Origin of the sequence: Salinivibrio sp. SS2, assembly GCF_001722075.1 — a bacterium.
Taxonomy (GTDB): Bacteria; Pseudomonadota; Gammaproteobacteria; order Enterobacterales; family Vibrionaceae; genus Salinivibrio; species Salinivibrio proteolyticus.
The window spans coordinates 71,588-94,857 of sequence record NZ_MEBP01000066.1 but is presented as its reverse complement, the minus strand read 5'-3'; the positions used below and the strand labels follow the sequence as shown (position 1 = coordinate 94,857).

22 protein-coding genes are annotated in these 23,270 nt (G+C 44.2%); 16 read left to right on the top strand and 6 right to left on the bottom strand.

Annotation, left to right across the window (positions count from 1 at the left end):
• Positions 1 to 143: 143 nt before the first annotated feature.
• From BGK46_RS06785 to BGK46_RS06735, 11 genes are all read left to right on the top strand, one after another.
• Complete coding sequence (locus tag BGK46_RS06785) at positions 144 to 1,292, top strand: S-(hydroxymethyl)glutathione dehydrogenase/class III alcohol dehydrogenase (protein WP_069587906.1); 1,149 nt, start codon at positions 144 to 146, stop codon at positions 1,290 to 1,292.
• A 38-nt stretch (positions 1,293 to 1,330) separates the two neighbouring features.
• Positions 1,331 to 2,167 carry an S-formylglutathione hydrolase gene (gene fghA / locus BGK46_RS06780; protein WP_069587905.1) on the top strand — a complete coding sequence of 279 codons (837 nt, stop codon included), beginning with the start codon at positions 1,331 to 1,333 and terminating at the stop codon, positions 2,165 to 2,167.
• Positions 2,168 to 2,588: 421 nt separating this feature from the next.
• A complete protein-coding gene (locus tag BGK46_RS06775) occupies positions 2,589 to 3,011 on the top strand; it encodes a hypothetical protein (protein WP_139130746.1) in 423 nt (140 codons plus the stop codon).
• A gap of 108 nt (positions 3,012 to 3,119) precedes the next feature.
• Positions 3,120 to 4,094, top strand: a complete 975-nt coding sequence (locus BGK46_RS06770; protein ID WP_069587903.1) for a DUF2971 domain-containing protein — start codon at positions 3,120 to 3,122, stop codon at positions 4,092 to 4,094.
• Between the two features lie 412 nt (positions 4,095 to 4,506).
• Positions 4,507 to 5,415, top strand: a complete 909-nt coding sequence (locus tag BGK46_RS06765; protein WP_069587901.1) for an IS5 family transposase — start codon at positions 4,507 to 4,509, stop codon at positions 5,413 to 5,415.
• A 120-nt stretch (positions 5,416 to 5,535) separates the two neighbouring features.
• Complete coding sequence (locus BGK46_RS06760; protein ID WP_175418644.1) at positions 5,536 to 6,528, top strand: winged helix-turn-helix domain-containing protein; 993 nt, start codon at positions 5,536 to 5,538, stop codon at positions 6,526 to 6,528.
• A gap of 263 nt (positions 6,529 to 6,791) precedes the next feature.
• The gene (locus BGK46_RS06755; RefSeq protein WP_069587899.1) at positions 6,792 to 7,094 is read left to right on the top strand and encodes a hypothetical protein; all 303 of its coding nucleotides are present in this window, start codon (positions 6,792 to 6,794) and stop codon (positions 7,092 to 7,094) included.
• Positions 7,095 to 7,642: 548 nt separating this feature from the next.
• The gene (locus BGK46_RS06750) at positions 7,643 to 8,104 is read left to right on the top strand and encodes a DUF6998 domain-containing protein (RefSeq protein WP_254659665.1); all 462 of its coding nucleotides are present in this window, start codon (positions 7,643 to 7,645) and stop codon (positions 8,102 to 8,104) included.
• A 179-nt stretch (positions 8,105 to 8,283) separates the two neighbouring features.
• Complete coding sequence (locus BGK46_RS06745) at positions 8,284 to 9,054, top strand: alpha/beta fold hydrolase (RefSeq protein ID WP_069587898.1); 771 nt, start codon at positions 8,284 to 8,286, stop codon at positions 9,052 to 9,054.
• Between the two features lie 72 nt (positions 9,055 to 9,126).
• Positions 9,127 to 9,660 carry a DUF6817 domain-containing protein gene (locus BGK46_RS06740; protein WP_069587897.1) on the top strand — a complete coding sequence of 178 codons (534 nt, stop codon included), beginning with the start codon at positions 9,127 to 9,129 and terminating at the stop codon, positions 9,658 to 9,660.
• Positions 9,661 to 9,772: 112 nt separating this feature from the next.
• On the top strand, positions 9,773 to 9,988 hold the full coding sequence (locus tag BGK46_RS06735; protein WP_069587895.1) for a TIGR02450 family Trp-rich protein: 216 nt from the start codon (positions 9,773 to 9,775) through the stop codon (positions 9,986 to 9,988).
• 65 nt (positions 9,989 to 10,053) lie between these two features.
• Here the strand turns inward: BGK46_RS06735 and BGK46_RS06730 are convergent, their stop codons facing one another.
• Positions 10,054 to 10,749 carry a VC0807 family protein gene (locus BGK46_RS06730; RefSeq protein ID WP_069587894.1) on the bottom strand — a complete coding sequence of 232 codons (696 nt, stop codon included), beginning with the start codon at positions 10,747 to 10,749 and terminating at the stop codon, positions 10,054 to 10,056.
• Positions 10,750 to 11,090: 341 nt separating this feature from the next.
• Between BGK46_RS06730 and pnuC the strand changes: the two genes are divergently transcribed.
• From pnuC to BGK46_RS06715, 3 genes are all read left to right on the top strand, one after another.
• The gene (gene pnuC / locus BGK46_RS06725; RefSeq protein WP_069587892.1) at positions 11,091 to 11,825 is read left to right on the top strand and encodes a nicotinamide riboside transporter PnuC; all 735 of its coding nucleotides are present in this window, start codon (positions 11,091 to 11,093) and stop codon (positions 11,823 to 11,825) included.
• Between the two features lie 11 nt (positions 11,826 to 11,836).
• Complete coding sequence (locus tag BGK46_RS06720; RefSeq protein ID WP_069587890.1) at positions 11,837 to 12,568, top strand: nucleoside phosphorylase; 732 nt, start codon at positions 11,837 to 11,839, stop codon at positions 12,566 to 12,568.
• A gap of 139 nt (positions 12,569 to 12,707) precedes the next feature.
• Positions 12,708 to 13,388, top strand: coding sequence for a Crp/Fnr family transcriptional regulator (locus tag BGK46_RS06715; RefSeq protein ID WP_069587888.1), 681 nt, complete (start codon positions 12,708 to 12,710; stop codon positions 13,386 to 13,388).
• A 70-nt stretch (positions 13,389 to 13,458) separates the two neighbouring features.
• Here BGK46_RS06715 and BGK46_RS06710 read toward each other — a convergent pair whose 3' ends face one another.
• Entirely contained in the window at positions 13,459 to 14,427 is a 969-nt protein-coding gene (locus BGK46_RS06710) for a calcium/sodium antiporter (protein ID WP_069587887.1), read from the bottom strand.
• Positions 14,428 to 14,921: 494 nt separating this feature from the next.
• Between BGK46_RS06710 and BGK46_RS06705 the strand changes: the two genes are divergently transcribed.
• The gene (locus BGK46_RS06705; RefSeq protein ID WP_069587886.1) at positions 14,922 to 16,553 is read left to right on the top strand and encodes a methyl-accepting chemotaxis protein; all 1,632 of its coding nucleotides are present in this window, start codon (positions 14,922 to 14,924) and stop codon (positions 16,551 to 16,553) included.
• 353 nt (positions 16,554 to 16,906) lie between these two features.
• On the opposite strand, the gene BGK46_RS06700 is transcribed toward BGK46_RS06705, so the two are convergent.
• The 3 genes from BGK46_RS06700 to BGK46_RS06690 are packed head-to-tail and all read right to left on the bottom strand — an operon-like array spanning position 16,907 to position 20,282.
• The gene (locus BGK46_RS06700) at positions 16,907 to 18,313 is read right to left on the bottom strand and encodes a glycoside hydrolase family 1 protein (RefSeq protein WP_069587885.1); all 1,407 of its coding nucleotides are present in this window, start codon (positions 18,311 to 18,313) and stop codon (positions 16,907 to 16,909) included.
• Positions 18,297 to 18,632 (bottom strand): PTS lactose/cellobiose transporter subunit IIA, encoded by a 336-nt coding sequence (locus tag BGK46_RS06695; RefSeq protein WP_069587883.1) that lies wholly within the window; start codon positions 18,630 to 18,632, stop codon positions 18,297 to 18,299. The genes BGK46_RS06700 and BGK46_RS06695 overlap by 17 nt, the downstream gene beginning before the upstream one ends.
• 15 nt (positions 18,633 to 18,647) lie before the next feature.
• Positions 18,648 to 20,282: a PTS transporter subunit EIIC gene (locus BGK46_RS06690; protein ID WP_069587882.1), complete on the bottom strand. Its 1,635-nt coding sequence runs from the start codon at positions 20,280 to 20,282 to the stop codon at positions 18,648 to 18,650.
• A 221-nt stretch (positions 20,283 to 20,503) separates the two neighbouring features.
• On the opposite strand from BGK46_RS06690, the gene BGK46_RS06685 reads away from it, so the two are divergent.
• Positions 20,504 to 21,145, top strand: coding sequence for a TetR/AcrR family transcriptional regulator (locus BGK46_RS06685; RefSeq protein ID WP_069587880.1), 642 nt, complete (start codon positions 20,504 to 20,506; stop codon positions 21,143 to 21,145).
• Positions 21,146 to 21,203: 58 nt separating this feature from the next.
• Here the strand turns inward: BGK46_RS06685 and BGK46_RS06680 are convergent, their stop codons facing one another.
• Positions 21,204 to 23,165, bottom strand: coding sequence for an ATP-binding protein (locus BGK46_RS06680; protein WP_069587878.1), 1,962 nt, complete (start codon positions 23,163 to 23,165; stop codon positions 21,204 to 21,206).
• Positions 23,166 to 23,270 lie beyond the last annotated feature (105 nt).

The window sequence follows — 23,270 nt, the reverse complement described above, 5'->3', positions numbered from 1 at the left end:
TGTCTATCCTGTCTATATTATCGGACAATGCATTATTACGTGAGTGAAATAATAATTTTCAATTTTGCTGGATTATAACGAAAAGCAACTTAGCTAGTATAGCGTGACACGAATTACTCCCTTGAACTCAAAAGGATTCTGCAATGGCACTAACCATCAAGCCGGGACAAACCCACATTAAATCCAAAGCCGCCGTCGCATGGGGGCCAGGCCAACCACTGAAAATGGAAGAGGTTGACGTTGAACTGCCCAAGCCGGGCGAGGTGTTGGTCAGAATCGTCGCAACTGGTGTGTGCCATACCGATGCGTTCACCTTATCGGGCGACGATCCTGAAGGGGTATTTCCTTCCATTCTAGGCCATGAAGGCGGCGGGATTGTTGAAATGGTCGGCGAAGGCGTGACCAGTGTGGAAGTGGGTGACCATGTGATCCCGCTTTACACCGCCGAATGTGGTGAGTGTAAATTCTGCCGCTCGGGTAAAACCAATCTGTGTGGCGCAGTGCGTGAAACCCAAGGCAAAGGCTTGATGCCAGACGGTACCTCACGCTTTTCGATTAACGGCGAGACCATTTTCCACTACATGGGCTGCTCGACCTTCTCGGAATACACGGTACTGCCCGAGATCTCTTTGGCGAAAGTAAGCAAAGCCGCACCGCTCGAAGAAGTCTGCCTGCTTGGCTGTGGCGTGACCACTGGCATGGGCGCGGTAATGAACACTGCCAAAGTAGAAAAAGGCGACACGGTGGCGATTTTCGGTTTAGGCGGTATTGGCCTATCCGCGGTGATTGGCGCGCGTATGGCCGGCGCGAGTCGCATCATCGGCATTGATATCAATGAGAGCAAATTCACCCTTGCCAAGCAGCTGGGCGCCACCGATGTGATTAACCCAAAAGACTACGATCAGCCAATTCAACAAGTGATTGTGGAGATGACCGACGGCGGCGTTGATTATTCGTTTGAATGTATCGGTAATGTGGATGTGATGCGCCAAGCACTGGAATGCTGCCACAAAGGCTGGGGCGAGTCAGTGATCATTGGGGTTGCTGGCGCTGGCCAAGAGATTTCGACCCGTCCGTTCCAGCTGGTGACAGGGCGCGTCTGGAAAGGCTCGGCGTTTGGTGGCGTTAAAGGCCGCTCGGAGCTGCCCGGTATTGTCGAGCGCTACCTCGATGGTGAATTTGGCCTACAAGAATTTATTAGCTACACCATGGGCCTTGATGAAGTAAACCGTGCCTTTGACCTGATGCACGAAGGCAAAAGCATTCGCAGCGTGATCCACATGGATAAATAACAGGACGGCCGCCGTGGCAACGCGGCGGTAAAATAACCATGCAACTAGAAAAAATAAGCGAAAACAAAGTCGCAGGCGGTTGGCACCAACGTTGGCAGCATGACTCTAGCACCACCAACGGCAAAATGACGTTTGCGATCTTTCTGCCCGAAAAAGCGAAAAAACAACCCGTGCCGGTGCTCTATTGGCTCTCGGGCCTAACCTGCACCGACGAAAACTTTATGCAAAAGGCCGGCGCGTTTAAACAAGCCGGTATCTTGGGCATAGCGATTGTGGCACCGGACACCAGCCCGCGCGGCGATGACGTGGCGGATGCCAATCAGTACGATCTCGGCCAAGGGGCGGGGTTTTATGTTAATGCCACCCAAGCGCCGTGGCAGTCGCACTACCAGATGTACGACTACGTTGCTCACGAACTGCCGGAGCTTGTTGAATCGCACTTTGCGGTCAACAACCAGCGCGCGATTGCCGGACACAGCATGGGCGGCCACGGCGCGCTAGTGATTGGTTTGCGTAACCCCTCACGCTACAGCAGCATTTCCGCGTTCAGCCCGATTTGTCATCCCACCGAGTGCCCATGGGGCAAACAGGCTTTTAGTGCCTATTTAGGTGATGACGAACAAACATGGCAAGCCTACGATGCCACCGTGTTACTCGCCCAAGGCCCCACCGCCATGCCGATGCTGGTGGACCAAGGCGACAAAGACGGCTTTTTGGCCGAGCAGCTTAACCCGCAAGCCCTGAAACAAGCGGCAGAGAAGCACAACTCCCCGCTCACCTTGCGCATGCAACCCGGCTACGACCACAGCTACTTTTTCATCAGTACTTTTATTGATGAACACCTCGCCTTCCACGCTACTCGCTTTGCGCGTTAGGCACAAACCACGTCGAGATCCCAAGCGGCCACCCAGGCCGCTTTTTTTGTACCCGTCTCACAAAACATGGTTTGGCTAACACTTTGGACAATAGCGCACGAAAAGCAAAACAGCGCTTGATACACTAACCCGCAAAATAGCCAAAAAATGGCGTGTTAGGTGCCGACAACTGATCGGCGGTAGCGTGGTGAATGGATGGTTCCACTTTCACGCTTGGGGATAGTGTGAATGCCCGAGTGGAGATAGGCGACATGCGTACTGTAACCGCTGAATGCTTGATGATAAAAACAGGAAAATTAATTAGTATTATGTGGTTATGGGTTAAATGTGGCGTATGATGGCTTTAAAAATCGAGCATTTACGCTAATGCAATGTTATGCCCTATGGGGGACAATTGATCAAAAAATATAAGGAACTATCAGTGATGAAGAAAATCGGTTTTTGGGGATCTATTGCCTCTATTCTAGGGCTGGCAATTGGCGTGTATTCAATGCAAGCGGCCTCTAACAGTCAAGAAATAAATGGCAATAAAAACCATGTCATAAACGAGAACAACGGGACGATAAATATAAACCAAGGTGGCGACTCCTACGGGGCCAGTAAGGCATACATCCTCAGAAACCAAAGCTCCGGAGCCGTTCTGGTCGTCGCCAAACCAGAAGTAACAGCAGCGATGGACAAAGATAGCCATGTTTGTATGGCGCCAGCCGGGACAGAAATTGTGCTAACCGGTAAGAAGGCATCTCACTCCGGCATTGATATGTGGCGCCAAGTCAAAATCACCAGTGGCGAATGTACAGGAAAAACTGGTTGGGCTTCGATCGAAAACATCAGCTACCAGTAAAGGCATAACCAGTAGCGCAAGCGGACCGCTTTTCCGGCGCGGTTGCGCCTCCAAATCGGCCGCTTCGCATGGCGTATAAGCTTAGCTGGTTAAATAAGCAAAGAAAATATGAATCAAGAAATACAAGCTCAGCTCAACGGCGCGAGAAACCTATTCTTTGGTTTTCTAAAAGGCGTTGATAATCAATTCAATATCGAACTTCCTGATTATGTCTATCATTACACGTCGGTGGAGAGTTTTTACTCCATGGTTGAGTCCGATACAATTCGTATGTTCACTATCAGTAATTTTGAAGATCAGTTAGAACGAAAAGTTAAACTAGATATCGAAAGTAGAATTAGCGGTTGTATCACGAATAATGAGACTCTTGAGAAACACGACTTTGCAAATGTATTAAATTCTGCGTTGTCCAATGATCATGTTTTCATCCAATCTAACACTACAACAAGTCGGAATGGATATCTGTGGGAAAGCTATGGTAACAAAGGCAAAGGGATATGTCTTCGTATTTCGACAGCCAACTACATAGCCTACTTAGAAGAGACTCTTGAAGACTTCGAATTATTCCCAGACTATCTGAAGTGCTGCTACATCTCATACGATGAAGCTTGGTTAAATTCGTTCTTGGAGGCGTTGCTACCTGCAGTACAGGCAGCCAATCCTAAGTTAAATAATATGGCTACTACTATCTGGTTTTTCTTCTTGGAGTACTGGAGAAACTTTATCAAATCTCCAACCCCGTACGAGGAAGAAAAAGAGTTTCGTTTTGTGGTCTCTGACAACTTTTCGTTGTTCTTGTTTTTTTGTAGTCAGTTAGCACGATGGGGGTTTTTTAGTACGAAAGAGTCTGATGCATTGGCAGACGCTTTCTTCAGTGAATATAGTAACCGAAAGCAAAAATTACATCAGAAATTAGGTTTAACGTATACAAAGCATTCAAGATATGTAACTATTCCGTTTTCAAGTGTCGTTGATTCTGTCTTGATTGGGCCAAACTCAACAATGACGAAGTCGGATATATCGAAAGGCACAGACTACAAAATTAGAAAAAATCAGATAGAGCGAATGTTAGGGCCCTTATAACAAACGCTTTAAGACGACTTCACAAAGCGTGGCATTTTTGTAGTACTTTGAATTTTCTGATCTTTCGTTCCCACGCAGGAACGTGGGAACGAGCTAAGTCGATGAGGCAACGATAAAAAATTTTGTTGATGTCGTTTTAGCACCGTTAAACAACTGGGGTGATGAGTTTATATGTTTTAAAGTAGCAGCATATCCAAATAGGTTACATTTTGGAGATATAGATAAAGGAAAAGTGGATGTCATTGATATCGATTTCTACAATCTCTATTCAAATTATGATAAGAATACGATGGAGTCTTTGTCTTTAGATTTTACAAAAAGATTAGTTGATACAGGCGTTGTTGCCTAAATCCATTGAACCTTTTCCAAGTTCTGCGATCTGATCCTTTGTGATGGCTAGAACGGTGGTGACATGGGTAAAGCAAAAAAGAAGATAACTAACTGGGCGGAGTACAATAAGGCTCTGTGCAAGCGTGGGTCAGTTACGTTCTGGATAGATGACACCGCCATAGATGCGTGGCAATGCAAAACCCATCATGGCAAGCGTGGTAGAGGCTTTCAGTATTCAGACACAGCGATTGAAACTGCCTTGATGCTCAAGGGTATTTTCTCTCTGCCATTGCGTGCACTTCAAGGCTTTATTGACTCGATCTTCGAGTTATTGGATGTTCCGCTGACGTCCCCTGACTACACCTGTATCAGCAAACGCTCGAAGACGGTTCAGATTAAATATCGCAATAAATCTAGAGGAGCTATTCGCCATGTAGCTATTGACTCAACTGGCCTTAAAGTCTTTGGCGAGGGTGAGTGGAAAGTGAAAAAGCATGGCGCAGAAAAACGCAGAACATGGCGTAAACTACACTTAGCTGTTGATGTGGATACTCACGAAGCTGTTAGTGCGCAAGTCAGCCTTGTAAATGTTGGCGATAATGAAGTGCTACCGACGTTGCTCAATCCATTACGCAGAAAGATTACTGCTGTATCTGCCGATGGAGCATATGACACCCAAAATTGTCATGAGACTCTGAAAAAGAAAGGTTGTACTGCGTTGATACCGCCTCGGAAGAATGCAGCACTTTGGGAGGATGGTCATCCCAGAAACGAAGCGGTGGTAGCTCTGAAAAATGGCACAATAGCAAAGTGGAAAGCTGAATCTGGTTATCACTATCGCTCAATATCTGAGACCGCAATGTCTCGATATAAAGGACTAACAAGCGGTAAATTGAGCTTGAGATGTTACAACGCTCAAGTTGGTGAAATCATGGCGAATGTCAAAGCCATAAACAAAGTCATAGGACTAGGTATGCCCGTCAGAGGCTAACGGCTACTTATACATGGCGTCGTTGATCTCCTACCTGATTTGATCAACAACGCCGTTGATACAAGGATTAAGTATTTTAGTGCACAGCCTGTTGAAAGCTATTTTGATGTTTCTTCATCAATGACTATTGATGACTATATGGAGTTGCTCTTTAAATGCTCCATGAATGTACCTCGGATTATTGGGTATCTGCTATTTTATTGTCATCAAACTCATATATCATTAGGTAGAAGAATAACAAAAACAGCAATAGAAAGTGCAGCCCAAAAGTACTATGAGAAAGTTATATCATCATTTTTTGATATGGCCACTAACAGCTTGCTTTCTTTCGATGAGAAGGTCTCTGAGTTACAGCAAAGAAATCTCTTGAATATTTTTGTAAATCAATTAAAGAGCATAAGAAGGCAAATTATTAAAGGAGAATTAAGCAGTGCAGTATATCAAGCAGAAAGAACCAATCCGTACACAAGCCATTTTAATTTTTCTCCTAGCCTAGAGAGGTTCGTAAGAACTCTTGAACTTAACTTTTTTATTTCAAAGTATTCGGAAATGAGCGATAGAGATGGTAAAAAAGTTTCAGTATATTGCCTCAACTATGGTTTGACTTTATTGGAAAACATGCGCTGGGGAAAGCCTCCAGGGAGTGATTTTAGAAAGTATTTTATTGCTCGACCCTTTGGGTTTGATGGAATATTTGAAGAATTCCTAAAAAAATCAAAGCATATTCAGTGTGTTAATCCTGAGTGCGGTAAAGTCTACCCCTACGAACAACTCCCGTTTTTGGAATTTAACAAAATGCGATGTAACGAGTGTCAAAGTGAAGTTAAAGTAAAATCTGTTTCGGATGACATAAAGAAAGAACTGGACAAAATTGACAAATCGAAATTACTTCCTTCAATTGAACTCGGACTAATGCATGAATTAAATGGTAGTAATAAAAAAATGTATGCAAGAGACCTTTCGGAAGAACTAGATATTTCATCCTATCTCATTGCCAAGCGAGCAAAGAAACTAGATGAAGAAAAAGGGCTTGTAGATCGGGATAGAGCAGAGCAATTGATAAGATATTCAATTTCTAGAAAAGCAATTGAAGAGTATTTCAATAATAATTGAATGGCGTATAACAGATTGCTGCACACGGATAAATTACTCTCTGCACTCCAAATTTACCGTTGAGCAAGGCGTTATGCCTATCTGTGAGAATACAAAAAGGAATAATTATGTTTTTTAAAATTCTTGGTTTTTTTAGTTGGATTTTGAGCTTGTGGAATAATTTATCTGACGAAGATAAGGAAAAGATTGTAGATATGATAGTGGATTCTTTTACACATATATTCAAAGCATTCTATCGCTCATCAAAGCAATCGGAGGAGTAGATGAAAAGTTTGAAAACATTTCTGAGTGCGACTGAAGATAGCTCGGACTCTAAAGAGTTAGCTCTTAAAAATGTATCTATCGGAGTAGTAAGTGTAGTATTGCTAAGTGGTGTGGTCAGCACTAAAAATAAAGCTGAAAAATTTGGACAAGAAGTAAAGAAATTAGCTGGCAGTGAAGACGTGATGTCAGAGTTGAGTGAAGAGGTGGGCGTACCACTATCAAATGAGTCCGAAGAAGAATTCGTAGCAAGGGCTAAGAAATCATTCAAGAAAATCCTAATGAAAAAAATGACAAGTAAATAGGCATAACACATATGAGCCCTTCTCCGGTCAATAGGCAATAGCATTTTTTTGGCTGCGCAGCAGCCAATGCTCTCGAACAGCAAAGTCGTCTACTTCGTTCTGTCATTTCCGCCATTAAGTCATTGCTTACGGCAAACACATATAGAAGGTCTCTTACTGCGGTCTCACCGCTGCCTGCCAATCCTGTGACAGGGCCATTAGACATTATTTGGTTAACCCAAGCAGGCGCTATTAACAAAGAAGGCTAGACGTTTGTTTTCCAGTTACCTTGTCTCGTTCCCACGCTCCCGCGTGGGAATGCATATCTATTTCGAGCTATCATTCAAACACAAACAGCACCATCACCAGCGTAAAATTACGCCGCCTAGAGCATTGAATCGGCTTGTTCGTTAAAGGCATTGATACTGCCCGAGAGTGTTAGAACATAGGTCTGGTGTGGACCGGTGATGCTGTAGCGAATCCTGTCCATGATTCAAAATCCATATGCATTCCCACGCAGGAGCGTGGGAACGAGTTAATTCATGAGGGACGTTAGAAAAAGACGTCAAATGTCTATGATCGATCACGATAAATTCCGAACTTTGGTCAAGCAGCTCTATGCCACGGTCAATGAGTTAGAGGCTATGTTCCCGGGCAGGTACTTTACCCCTGATGGTCATATGGTTGGCAGTCTGGGTGAGTGCCTTGTGGCTGATGCTTACAATCTTGAGCTGAAGACAGCGTCTAATAAAGGCTACGATGCTGTCACTGAAGCTGGCGTGGAAGTTGAGATAAAAGCGACGCAATCTAGCTCTGTTGCATTCCGGAGTCAGCCACAGCACGCGATTGTTATTAAAATATTGCGTGACGGTACGTTCGAGGAAATTTATAACGGGCCGGGAGCCCTTGTTTGGGAGCTGTTCAAAGGTAAGCAGCTACCGAGTAATGGTCAGTTTCAAGTGTCTCTCAGCAAGCTCCGGCAACTTCATCAAACAGTGGCTCACTCGGACCGTGTGCCCATGATCATTTAACAAGCTGCGGCAGGCGGATCAACTTTCCGGTCCTACTTCGCTACAATGTGCCTGGTGCGATCTCTCGTTCCCACAGGAATACATATATAACCCACCATCATTCAACTCTTATAGATACTCCTACGCGAAAACGAGTTGAATGCCTGACATAATAATATTTGAAAATAAGGAAGTATAAAATGAAAGAATTTAAACTTGAAAACGATGTAACGCTTAGGTATCACGATTTACCTGGTGATGAAATACCAATTGTGTTTGTTCATGGACTTGGATGTGCGTCTTCATTTGACTATCCACAAGTCGTTTCAATAGGCGATTTGACTAACCATAGACGCATACTTGTTGATTTAATTGGCTCTGGATATAGCGATAAGCCGGATATATTCGACTACTCAATTGAAAACCACGCTAAGTGCATTGAGCAATTATTAAAATCCTTGAAGTTAGATAAGGTCGTTATTTTTGGTCATAGTATGGGAGGCGCTATATCTATTACATTAACCGAAATTTTGAAAGATAAAGTTATTTGTCTTATTTTAAGCGAGGCTAATCTAGATTCGGGTGGTGGCTTTTTTAGTCAAAAAATAGCAAGTTATAGTGAAAATGACTTCATTGGCTACGGCTATGAAGACATTATCCAAGAAAGCGTTGCAAATGGTAATACAGAATGGGCTGCAGGACTGTCAAATAGTTCACCCATTGCGATTTATAGAAATGCGTTATCCTTAATTGATGGACAGACGCCAACTTGGCGAGAAATGTACTACTCACTAAACACTGATAAAACATTTTTATTCGGTAGTGAGAGTTTACCTGATCCTGATTATGAGGAGTTGGTTAGACAAAATATTCGTGTGGACGTCGTAGAAAATGCTGGTCATTCAATGGCATGGGAAAACCCAGAGGGGTTAGCACAAACAATTGAAAAAGCGATGAAAAATATAAAATAGTGGACTGTCTCTCTCTAAAAATACCGAGTTAAACAAACCGTCAACTATGACCTAGTACAGGGAATTCGCTTTATGGAAAAATTTAGGGCTCTTCAACAGCTTGGTGCAGGAGAATTTCAACACCTCAATGGGTCCTTGGAATCACATTTAAAAGGAACGGCGGGTATTTTAGCCCGTTGGGGGAGCGGCGAGTTACTTCAAACGGCAGGCCTCTTTCATGCAGCGTACGGTACGGCGGGCTTCGATGAGAAAATGGTTTCACTGGAACAGCGCCAAGAAATCGCACAGGTGATTGGACGGGAAGAAGAGGCGTTAGTCTATTTATATTGTTCATGTGATCGAGACTATGTTTTTCCTCAATTCGCTCAAAGGACTGAGATAGAGTTTAAAGACAGGTTTAGCGGCTCATTTTTCAAACTTGAAAGCGAGATGACGAGGCTGTTCTGTGAGTTAACGGTCGCTAACGAACTAGAACTTGTATATAGCAGCAACGACTTTAAACTTCAGCACGGCGCTGAGCTTTGGACGTTGTTTCAGAGCATGGACAGCTTTTTAAGCGATGAGGCTAGAAAGTCATACAGGTCAGTGTTAGCGAGCTTTGGATGACGATTCTTTGATTCTAAAATCAGCACACCAACCCCAACTACTGAACCAAACCGAACCTCGTTCGTACTAGGTATCGTTATGTTTAACCGATGCAGTATCTAACGGGGTGAGCGTGAACCAGATCAATCCAGCCAAGTTACGCAATAGCAAGTGGACGGCGGTCAAACCTATTAATCGCGAGAAGCACTTTGTCGTCTCCGACGTTGAGTATGATGAAGACGGTGTGGTGGTGTTATGCGTGCTCGAGTCGGTCCTGTCGAAAAAAGAATATCCGATTGACTGGCGTGAGCTCAAAAGTGACGAGAAGTGGCGTCAAGGATGGAAATGATACTAAAGGGAGGAGGCTATCCTCCCTTTTTTGATCCGCTTTTGAAACGTCGCGCGTGGAGCTTGTTATTTTAGGTGGAAGATTTGCTCTGTTTCTAGCGACGTCATCGCGCGTATCTGGCGCCAAATGTAGTAAAAGATGCCGAACATCATCAACATGCTAGGGATAGCAATCATCGGGTAGCTATACAGCGTCATCTTGCCTAGCTCTTCATTAAACGCGGGTGTGCCGGCAGGGCTGGTGACAATCCACGTGGCAAGGAAGTAGTTCATCGCCGATGAGAACACAAAGGTGCTGGCGAACAGATAGTTTGACCACATCAAGCAACGCTCAAAGGCGGCGGATTGCCCGCTCTCTTTTAAACGCTGATTGATCAACGCGAGGTTGAGCACGGTGTCATTCAGAATTAACTTCTGCATCAATGGGTAGCGGGTAAAGGTTGACCCTAACACCGCCAAGCCAATAAGGCCGGGGATAAGCGCCTCTTTTAAGGCTAGCCAACGGGTATCGAGCTCAAGTAGGCCAATCCCGCCTGTCAGTAATACGCTGACAAAGCCCAGTGCTGCGATAAAATTGAATTTCTGGTTACGGACCAGATCCATCCCGCCGTAAGCGAGAGGGAAGGCCAAAGCGACGACCAATGCCATGGCTGTACCTAGGTATTCATCGCCGCTCAACTTCATCAGGATGATCGAGGGGATGAAAACGTTGAACAGGATTTCAAACAGGGGACTCGGCTTTTTCACGGTGGTATTGCTCATAATGTGTGACTAACTCTACGTGATATCGGTGTCATTATACTCTGCCCAGCAGTGTTCATCGACCCGCAATCGATGTAAAGCGCAAACGTGCACCGTTGTGTAACTATGTGTGAAATCAATAGGTGAGGAAGAAGACAGCGATGAGGCCGCGTTGTGCATTACTCCTGGCGCTGCCGCGTTAGGCACCTTATCAGACAAAGTGTCGTGCCCTTTTATAGCAAAAATAATATATTCATCTGAACTATGATCGAGTTCAGCCAAGAGGGGACAAATGTCCTCCTTTTATCTGCTGTTCGCCCCTAAGATAAGCACAATCTCAACAAAATAATAAAGGCCTCACCATGAGTCTATTTGCTTTGCTCGACATTAATAACACCCTCGTCAATATTCCACTCGGAGACGGTTATGCGATGAGTTGGATTGAGGCGTTCGGAACCGTTTTTGGATTACTGTGTATCTGGTTTGCCAGCCAAGAGAAAACGATTAACTATCTGTTTGGTTTGCTCAATGTCACTCTGTTTGCGGTGATATTCTTTCAAATTCAGTTATATGGGTTACTGCTGCTTCAACTGTTTTTCTTTTGTGCCAACATTTATGGTTGGTACGCATGGACCCGTCCTAATGCGCAAGGCGAAACCCTAGAGGTGCGTTGGTTAAGTAAGCAGAAGCTCATTGCGACAGCGGCAGTCAGTGTGATTTCGATAACCTGGCTAACCATCTATATTGATGCATTTTTCTTTTCGCTCGCAAGCTTCACTGTTGATGGTTTAAACCTTTTAGGCGCAAACTTGGCCTCTCCCGTGCTTGAGCCGGATGCGTTCCCATTCTGGGATGCCACGATGACGGTGCTGTCCGTTGTTGCTCAAGTGCTGATGACACGTAAATATGTGGAAAATTGGATTCTGTGGGTTGTGATTAACGTTATTAGTGTGGGCATTTACGCGACACAAGGTGTTTATGCAATGTCTGCGCAGTATGCGATTTTAATGTTCATTGCTGCCAATGGCACACGAGAATGGGCGCGTAGCGCTAAACGTAACGACGATAAAACATTAACTCAAACTGCGGCAGCGTAAGGATCGTCTTTATGGTCAAACAACCTCATATTGGTGTTGATGAAACACAAGTTGCGCCTCGTGTGATTGTGTGTGGCGAGCCCGATCGTGCCAATCGTATTGCCGCATTATTGGATAATGCAGAAATGATGTCTGAAAATCGTGAATATCGCGTTTTTACAGGCAGATACAAGGGGCAATCGGTTTCTATATGTAGTACGGGGATCGGTGCGCCATCCATGCTCATTGCGGTTGAAGAGTTAAAGCAATGCGGTGCTAGCCATGTAATACGCGTTGGCTCTGCAGGCTCGATGCAAGCCGGAATTCAGCTTGGAGAGCTGATCGTCGCCGAGGGGGCAGTAAGGGATGAAGGCGGTTCTAAGGCCTATGTGGATGCGGCTTATCCAGCCTATGCGAGCCTTCAATTATTAAAGGAAATGGAACGCTATCTATCTACGCAAACAACCCGATATCATTTCGGTGTCGTTCGCTCTCATGACAGTTTTTATACTGATAATGAAGAAGCGATATGCCAATACTGGAACCAAAAAGGCGTGTTAGGTGCGGATATGGAAACCTCTGCCCTGTTGGCGGTGGGTCGGTTACGAGGCCTCCATGTCGCGTCTATCTTAAATAATGTCGTTCTCTATCAACAAGATGTGAAAGAAGGCATTGGGCAGTATGTAGATGAGACTAAGGTGATGATGGAAGGTGAAAGGCTTGCGGCAATCACGGCGTTAGAAGCGCTCATTGCTCAGGGTTAGTTGTGCTCTAGCCTCAGCTATTTTCTCGTAGCCAATCAATGCATAGCAAAGCGGCAGGTCCATGTCGCTTTTTTATTGGTTGTGACGGGGTACAATCAAAATGACATTGTTGTCATTAGATTTTCTGAGAGAGCAGAGAATGAAAATCGGGCCTTATCCAACCGGTCGCTTCAAAACATACCTTGAGAAAAACAGTGCCGCTTTTCGTGATTTGATTTATCAGTGTCAAATCAGTACGCGTTACTTTGATGTGGGTGAAGCGATTCTTCGCCAAGGTGAGGAACTTCAGCACTTGTACGTTGTGCCGGTGGGCCGAGTCTCGATGAGTATATTGGCGGCGAATGGGCGACGTTTTCAACTCGGTGAGGCAAACTGCGATTACCATATTTATGGTGAAATGGAGTACTTCACTCAATCGCCTTGCCAATGGAGTGTGATAGCAGACGAGCATATGCAGGTTGATGTCATCTGTATTCAAACGCTAACGGAAAAGCTGCAACAGCAACCTGAAATGATGGTGTTTTTTGCGTCAGCGTTAGCTGAAGATTATCAAGACTCTATGGCTATCTACACCAACCGATTGCTGCATCCTATTACCTACAACATCGCTTATGACCTTTTAATCAGGAGCCAAACCCATACCTTGTTAGGTGGGTTTGAGAGAGTCAACCAAGAGGCTGAGCGGTTTGGCACGTCAGGCCGCGTCTACCGACGAGCAGTGAAAGAACTGATTGAAAGGGGACTTATTACCAAAACAGAAAATGGCTTAGAGATCACTGACGAGCAGGCGCTAAAAGCATTTATTGATGCGAATGAATGAGAGACCACACCAATGTCTGCGCACAATGTGTTTATGCGCAGACATGTTCTTCGCCGAGGTTGGTAACCTCCTACCGCGCGGCATAAATCAGCAAGCAGGTGTAGCTGACGTAGCATATAAACAGTAATCCCCCTTCGGCGCGGTTGATTTCTCGCGTTTTGCCAAAGCGCATTGAGACCAGCAGCAAGAGTACCGTCACGGCGAGCATCACCATCCAGTCTCGCCAGAAGACTTCTTCGGTGATGTCGCGAATTGGCTCGATGGCGCCGGCAATACCAATTACGGCAAGGGAGTTAAAAATATTGGAGCCGACTACGTTGCCTACGGCAATATCGTGCTCTCCTTTGCGGGCGGCGATAATCGAGGCGGCCAACTCGGGCAGGGAGGTCCCTAATGCGACTATGGTTAAGCCAATAATAAGATCGCTGACGCCCAACTGTTGGGCTATCTCAACGGCACCCCACACCAAAATCCGTGAGCTAACAACTAATAGTGCGAGCCCGATCACCAGCCACATTATTGCCTTTTTCAGCGAGAGAGTTTGCTGAGTGAGCTCGGCATCCATATCGATGGCGAGGGTATCTTCTTTAGTTCGCATCCCACGCCACACCGTCCAGCCGATCAGCAGCAAGAAGCCTGCGATCAGCAGCAAGGCTTCGTAGAAGCTAATCGTGAAGTTCCACAACATCACCCCGATAACAAGAGTGATGGCTAACAGAATCGGCAGCTCTGTGCGGACGATGGTGGAATGGACCGCAATGGGCGCAATCAGGGCCGTTACCCCGAGAATTAAGGTAATATTCACGATGTTGGAGCCCAGCGCATTGCCGAGCGCTAATGCGGAGTTACCATCGAACGCGGCCATGGTCGACACTAGAATCTCTGGCAGAGATGTACCAAAGCCCACGACCAGCATGCCAATCAATAAAGGCGGCATTCCCGCATAATGGGCACTCACCGCCGCGCCTTCCACAAACCTTTCTGCACTCCATATCAGAAGTACAAACCCAGCAATAATCGCCAATGTTGCAAGCAGCATATTGTCACCTTAGTTGAAAAGAAAAGTCGTTAAATCGCCTATGTGCTCGCGCCTAGGCCGAACGGATGAAACAACTAAGATTCATTGCGTTAATGCTAGTCGTTGAGTTTTCTACTGCCAACTTGCTGTCGCGTTAAGCCCCGTATTAATGACACAGATTTTTGGCTTTGCAACATAAAAATAAATGGTAGTTAAATGTAAAAAGGAGTGATAACGATTATTAATCGATAAAATTGGATTGCGTCATATGATAGCGAATGAATATAAGTGGCTAATTTTGTAAATGGCTAACGGTCATGTGCAAAGTGTTGTTATTTTTATGTTTTTATTGTTCTTCTTTTTGTTTGTGATTTTTAACTTGTGTTTTATTTTTTAAAGATTATTTTATCGTTTTTCATTCTGAGGGGTTGTTCAGTAAGGTTTACATTTATTTAACTTTAGCTATCTGTTTTTACTTTCGATGAAAATTATAGCCATTTTATTGGACAGTATGTATGCAAATTTCATTAAAAAATTTTTCTGTTCGGGTACAGGTTATGCTTCCTGTTCTCGTGGCCACATTTGCTCTAACAGTGAGTTTGTGGATTGTTAAAAATGATTTGGAAAGTGTACTAAAAAATGCGTCAGTGATGAGAATATCATATCAAAATCAAACTGATGCGCTATCAGTGCATGTTGTTGATTATATTAATGATATGCGCCTTCAGGTTGCTGATGCGATTATCTCCCCAGCTCGTAGAAATGCTCTCATCTCTACTTTACAGCAAAGGAAAAAAGATATCGGTCATCATTTAAAAACACTGCAAGACGACGATTACTACCAAAACGATGTTCCTCATATTCTTAATCTTGTCGATGAGTTTGTGAATAGCTCAAAGAAGATGCTCACATTTTTAGAACAGTATGAGAAAGGCCTCGTTTCTGAACGCGAGTATGCAGCGCAGAATACTGCACTTAGGGCTCAGGCAGTTGATTTACTGACGACGGTTGTTAATGTCAGTAAAAGATCCCAGGAGCGCGAAGAGAAATACTATGCAAAGATTCAAGAATACGAGCGAAGCAAAATAAACACTGCGATGGTTATTGTGCTATCTGTGCTTGCCGTTTCGTTGATCATTGCTTGGCTGCTTTCAAAAATGATTGTGGCACCAATCCAGCAGCTTCAGGGCGTTATGCGTGAGTTAGCACAAGGAAATTTGGCAGTTCGAGCAACGGTTGAGGGTAAAAACGAAATCTCAAGCCTTAGTCAGGATGTCAATAAAACCGCGACGCAATTGCATAGCATGGTCGATCAGTTGAACCGAATGAGTGAAGAGGTGGCATCGGCGTCAACAGAATTGGCGGCGGTGATGACTCAAGCGGAATCTAATGCACAACAAGAGTTATCGGAAATTGAACAAGTGGCGTCGGCAGTGAATGAGCTGTCGAGTACGGCTGATGATGTCAGTGATAATGCATCTGCCGCTGATTCGACGGCTCGTATGACCGATGAGTTGGCCAAATCTGGTTTAACAATATCTCAAGAGAGTGTTCAAGCCAGTGCACAAATGTCGGAAGCATTGCATCATGCGGCAAGTTTAGTACAGCAACTCAATGAACAATCAGAGAAAATTAATAATGTCGTTGAAGTCATCCACAGTGTCTCGGAACAAACCAATTTACTCGCGTTGAATGCTGCGATTGAAGCGGCTCGAGCAGGCGAGATGGGGCGTGGCTTTGCAGTTGTCGCTGATGAAGTAAGAATGCTTGCTGGTCGTACAGCCGGTTCGACCAAGGAAATTGGTGTCATTATCGAGGATTTACAAAATCAATCTGTATTAGCCAATGAAAGCATGCAAACGACGATCACGATGTTGGCACACAATAGTGAGCTGACACAGCGTGTCAGTGATGCATTGGTTGCTATCTCAGAGTCGGTTGCGGATATTAATGATTCCAATACTCAGGTTGCTACCGCGGCAGAGCAGCAGTCACAAGTCACCAAAGATATTAATCGTAACGTGGTTAATATTTCTGAGCTCGTCAACCAAAATGTCGCCGGTATCAGCCAGAGTGCGAGTGCAAGTGCTGAGCTCTCACTATTGGCTGAGAAGCAAAAAGAACAACTGGCTTTCTTTAAGCTGTAAAGTGTGACTTTATATCTATAAGGCCGTATTACTCGCAGGAGAATACGGCTTACTTACATTAATGCAAGAAATTTGAGCGCTTTTGACCTGCGACTTATCGGTTGCGGCATATGGCTAATTCCACTTGAAGGATAGGCATAAATAACCTCGTAATCTGCCCATTTATTTTCTCTTTGTTGTGATAGGGTGATATAAAAAATAGACGATAATAGCATGTAGAATCGATGATAGATTATATTGATTAGTATAATAAATATGTGTCACTTCCGAGAGTAGAACGTGATCAGAAATGACACACATTAGCTAATAAGCCTTTTGATTGAGTTTGACGTGTACTAGTTTTAGTCTACGGTTTAGTCGAGAGACGTTCCATTTTTTGAAATAACTGATTGATACCAATAAAAACTTTTTTTCTTGTATCTCGCGAGATCTTTGAGGTCAAATTCATCTCGGTTAACATAAATAAACCCATATCGTTTGTTCATGCCTTGGTGTGTAGAGACCAAATCGATAGCAGACCATGGACAATAACCGAAGACATCGCAACCATCTTCTATTGCGAGTCGCATTTGTTTGATATGTGCTCGTAAATAATCGATACGATAATCATCAATTACTGTCGGAATATTGTCATCACCGATCACCAATATATCTTTGGCACCTAAGCCGTTCTCGGTAACTATCATGGGAAGGCTGTATCTGTCCCAAACTTCTCTTAAACAATACCTAAACCCTATTGGATCGATTTCCCAGCCATATTCATTTTTATTTAATGTATGATTTGGAACACTTTCAAAATAGCCTGGCTCAGATTCACCCATTTGTTGGTCTTTTACTTGAGTAATGCTCTCACCTCGACTGCGCTGAACTGTCATATTAGAGTAATAGTTGAACGCAATAAAATCCGGTTGTGCTGATTTAAGCACTTCCATGTCGCCTTCATGTATGTCGGGAATGATTCCTTCACTTTCCATAAATGACCAAGCGATACTGTTATACTTTCCGAAAACAGCCGCATCTAAATATAGCCAGTTACGAATTGCCGAAGCATTACTAGCAGCAAGCATATCATCGGGATGTGGTGTTGCAGGATAAACTGAAGAAATATTTGGAGCTGGTCCAATTTTAGCATCAGTCATTTTATGACATAACTGCATTACCTTTGCTTGAGCGACTAACATGTGATGATTTTGTTGGTATAAGTCTTTTTTTTCATTGTTGACTTTACGGTGTGAGCTTGTACCTAAAGCATCCCCGTGAATAATCATCATGTTTTGCTCATTGATAGTTAGCCAGTATTTTATTCGATCGCCAAAATGGCTGAACAAAACCGAAGCGTACTCAGTAAAAGCATCAATGGTACTTCTGTTTGACCATCCTCCTTTATCTTGCAGAGCAAGAGGTAAGTCAAAATGATACATGGTTACTATCGGTTCAATATGATGTTTTTCTAGTTCATCAAGAACGCGGTGATAGTGAGCTATCCCTTCTTCATTCACCTCACCAATACCATTCGGTAAGATACGAGACCATGAAACTGAAAACCGGTAAGCTTTAAACCCCATTTCTGCCATTAGGGAAATGTCTTCAATAAATCTGTGGTAATGATCAGATGCAACCTCAACATCTGTTACCCCACACTCCTGAAAAACAGAAGATACATCCATTACTGACAAACCTTTTCCGTAAGATGTGGCTGCACCTTCGCATTGATACGCAGAAGTGCTTGCTCCCCATAAAAAGTTATTTGGAAACATCATTCCTTTCTCCAAGTAATTTATATAGTTCAACGAGTTCTTTGGCTAAGTCAATACATAGCATCGCGTTCATTAGGTGGTCTTGAGCATGTACTAGCACAATAGTGACGTGTAGTTTTCCCTCACCTTCGTCCATACCAATTAATTCGGTCTGTATTGCATGAGCTTCTTTGGCAGCCTCGTTTGCTTCTTTTAAAAGGTGGATAGCAGCATCAACTTCTCCCTGACGTGCTGATGCTATTGCTTCCATAGCTATTGACCGGGCCATGCCTGCAGAGGTAATTAATGACATGAGTTGAGTTTCAGAAATTTTTACGGACATTATATTCTCCAATTTTTATAAGTTGTTTTGTTCTGATTTTTCAAGGGCTAATAAGTCTCTTTCGTAAGATCTAAAGAATGGAAGATAAATAAAATAGCTCAACACAGCCAATGCACATATTAAGCTAAAGGCGATAATCGACCATCCCGCAGCCCATGCCGCACCAATAGGGGCAGGTACGGTAAGAGGCAGTAACGCGGTCCCTGCTCGAATGATTCCAAACTTAATCGCCACCCATGCTGCGCTTGATGTAATGAGAGGAGCAATAATAAATGGAATAATAAGTTTGGTATTTGCAACAATGGGAGCGCCAAAAATAATTGGCTCGTTGATATTAAATATTGATGTTATCCCTCCCAGCTTCCCAACTGTTCTCATTTGTTTAGACTTTGACTTCAACATGAGTACAACTAAACCTACGGTTGCACCGGAACCACCAAGTAGCACATAGAAGAGATAAAATGATTCCTCAACAATATATGGTAAGGCTTGACCCGCTAATAATGCATCCATATTGGCCATCGTATTTGCGAGTGTAAATGGTGCAATTGCGCCGAGTACTACCGCTGCTCCATGAACCCCAAAAAACCAGAGAGTATGCACGAGTAACACAATGACGATCATGCCAAGATATGTATCTGTCGCGCTAATCATAGGCGAAATGAGCATGGCAACGAGTGCCGGTACAGGTTGTCCAAGCGTTGTTTGAACAGCTATCAAAGCCGGATAAATAATAAATAAAATAATAAAAAATGGGAGCAATGAATCAAACGTTTCTCTAATATTATCTGGTACTGAATTTGGCAAGCCAAAGGACATTTTTTTCTTTTTACAGAAAGCCAGTAAATTGGGAATTAATAATCCACATATCATTGCAGAAAAAATCCCTTGTGCGCCAAACCATTCACTTGTCATATCAATAGATTTAGCATTGACGTCTGTCGCCATGAGCAAAAATACAAAGACAGAAGCCGTTGAGCCAATAATTTTATCAATATTGACTTCCTTTGACATTGATGCACCTACTAGGAACGCAACCCATATCGACATGATTCCCATGGTCGCAGCGTAGGGCATTTCTAATGCAGTGCCGTAGTTATGTACTAGCCAAAACCACGCCCTTCCGACTGGGTTGGTCGTCCCTTCTGAAAAAGGAGGAACAACGAGGATCAGTGATATAGAACCTATAATCATAAGAGCCATTGAAGATATAAAACCATCTCTGATGGAGTTCATATACTTATTGCTCATCATTGTAGAGATTCTTTGCGCAAAGCTTGGTTCTTCTTCTGCTTCATCTGAAGTTATATTAATACTATTTACTTCGACGTCTGACTTTTCAGAAATCTCATCAAGTGATTTTTTTATTTGTTCTAGAACTGCATCCCCATCCATCATGCCATAGACACGGCGATCAATTTTCTCGATTTTTTTCCCCTCGGGAAGTCTCTCCATAAATTGTGGCGTTTTAAATGCCAACTGTGGAGCAACTAAACATAGAGAGTGATTGGCAATGTATTCGTCAAATTTATCCTCCCCGCAAGCCTCAATATCTATTGGATAGTTTTGTCTTTCTGCAGATTCGCGAATTTTCTTCACTAATAATGAGGTTGATAATCCCCCCGCACAGATCAAAAAAACCTTATTCATATCGTTTCCCTCAGTCGATCTAAGATGAAGCAATACTACATACATGTGTAAAGTTGTAATGTGATAAGAAACTCAAAAAGGATTACATGTGTAAATCAAAAATGTGATCAACAAAGCAAAAATGGTAATATATAACGAAATCTAGTATCGTTGACTGGAGCGATACAAGGAGGAATCAATGAACATCTGTAAAGTGGAGAAAAAATGGAGAAACTGCTCAAATGCTAGTGACTGAGCTAGAGAAAAAGATATTGAATGTCGCCAAAGTGCTTATTGAGAGAGATGGTGTTTTTTCTTTCAAGCTTTCTGACTTGGCTCGACTCTCGGGGATATCAAGGCCGACCCTATACTCACAATTTCGCGGAAAAGAGGATATCTTCATTTGCCTATATATTCGTCACTTAGAGTTCGCGCGAGAGAATCTGGTTACGATTATTAATACTGATTATTTGAACAACAAGGAGAGGCTTATTGCCTATTATGTTGGTTCTAGCTACTTCATGTCTGTGGAATTTAGTCGTACAGGACTACTGGCTATCGCAACAAACAAGTCAGTAGAGGAAGCTGCGGCAAATCAATCAGTTACCGCAATGAAAGAGCGACAGGAAGACTTACATTCCTTAATTGGGCAGTTGTGGGATAGAGTTCAGCCCGAGACAGATAGCGACATTGCGTTTATCACATCGTTGAGAACTGCTGCCGATATGATTAAACACGGAGTCTCGTTTACCAGAGGCACTGAGTTGCGTGTGATCTTTTCTACATTTAAGGCTTTGTTTAGCCCAATCCGGTGGAAAGATGGTATGGCATGCGATGAGGAAAAAGTGGAAGACTATATCCGCAACCTCTATGCGTGGGACTAATGAAATTGATCGCGACACTCTGACTCATCATTCGAATCTATTGAAGACTAACTGCACACTACGCCTCCTCATGCTCAGGGGCAGTGCTTGGGATAGTAATCGTAAAACGGCTTCCTTTGTCCGGCTCACTTTTCACCTCAATACGGCCGCCAAGTACGCCGGTGACAAGGTTGAAGGTAATATGTAAGCCAAGGCCCGAGCCGCCTTGGCCGAGGCGGGTGGTGAAGAAAGGATCAAAGATGCGTTTTCTCACGTCATAACTCATGCCTGCCCCATTATCACGGACGGTGATGTGTACCAAGTCGGTTGATGTTTGCGTGGCATAGATTTGGATGCGGCCTTGGTCTTTCGTAGCAAAGGCGTGAATAAGTGCGTTATTGATCAAGTTGATTAATATTTGCGAGAGAGCTCCCGGATAGCTGTTAAGCTGCATGTTGTCAGGAATATCGACATCAATTTGGTGTGGTAAACGTTGGAGCGTAGGGCGTAACGACAACAGGACTTCATTGACCAGATGGTGCAAGTCGAATTCTCGTCTCAGATCGCTGGTTTGATCAACGGCAAGCTGCTTAAACGCACGAATGAGCTCGGACGCGCGCGCCATATTGCGCTCAATAATACGTGTACCTTCATCAACGTGAGTAAGAAATTGGTTGAGGTCATCACGGGTAATGGGCTTTTCGAGCTTGTGCACAAATTCTTGTTTCACCCCCAGAATCGAGGTAGAGGACATCAGCGCGTTGCCGATAGGGGTGTTCAATTCATGGGCAACCCCAGCCACGAGCGACCCTAAGGACGACAGCTTCTCACTTTGCACTAATTCACCTTGAATCGCTTCGAGACGGGTTAATAGTGATTTGAGTTTATCACCATAGGCATTCACTGCATGGCGCAGCTCTCCTACTTCGTTCATGTTGTCGACCGTCAACTCTTGAGTGGTTTCCCCGTCTATCAACTCCCAAATCTGTGTGGTCGTTTGCTGAATCTTATCCAGTAGATTCCGGGCAGTAATGGCGGCGATAATCCCCACAACAAGCAATAGTCCGCCAATGGCAAACATCAGGAACAGTCCCATGCTGTCAGCCGCCGCGGTCATTTTGCTTTTGGGCACGACAAGACCAATCACCCAATTGGTTTGAGGGTATTTAATAATATGAACGTAGGCGGCTTCGTTTAGCACGCCATCGCTTTCTATCGTAATCAGTTGACTATCTTGGAGAAATTGACTTGCTTGCAGTGCTTCTTGGAGCCAAGGGAGTTCCTGCTCTAACTCGGTAGCCGTTCGCAGGGTATTTCGATAAGGATTAAATGTTACCGCCGATTCGGGAAAGCTTATCGCCTTGTTATTGGCGTCCAGAGCGAACACATAGCCGTCGTTTTCTTTGCCATACCGAGCCAGTATGTCGGCAATGCCATCCAGTCTCATGTCGACCGTTGCCACCCCAACGAAGCGATCATTTTCTTTCATGGGTACGGTACAGGTAATCATCGGCTCTTTGGTAAAAGGGTCAATATAAGCGTTAGACCAACTGCAGCGATCGATAGGCGCCTGTTTGCCTACTAAGTACCAGCTTTCATTGTGGTAGCCCTTGCCATCAGGATCGTTGTAATCATCATAGTATTCCATATCGGGCCCCGTGCGGCCCCAAAAAAAACTACGTCGTTCTACGCCCGGTGTGAAGGTGTTGGGTTCCGGCCAGATCCCACCACCGGCAATGGTAGGATCGCCATGATTGTTAAAGAGTGGAGGAAAGAGGCTGCGGAATAGCGCTTCGTTTTTGGGAAGGTTGGTGCCCTTTAAGGCGATCGAACTGGTTAAGAGTTCGATCTGTCCGAGTTTGGCATCGAGCAAGTCGATTAATGCATATTGGTTGAGGCTGATCCGCTCTTGTCGCTGCTCAATCAGATCGGGTTTTACTTTCCACTCGAGCACCGCAAAAATAGTTAGTAGCGCCAACACCAGAACCAATGCGAATCCGAGGGTAATCTGATGACGGATCATGAGAGCGGGTTTGGCCATTGTTGATACATCCTCTTTTCTCAGCTGACGCAGATAAAAACCAAGCACCTGCGACCAGCCCTGCCAAATCGTGCTGACGATAGTCGAGTCGTTCCTTTAGTGTAG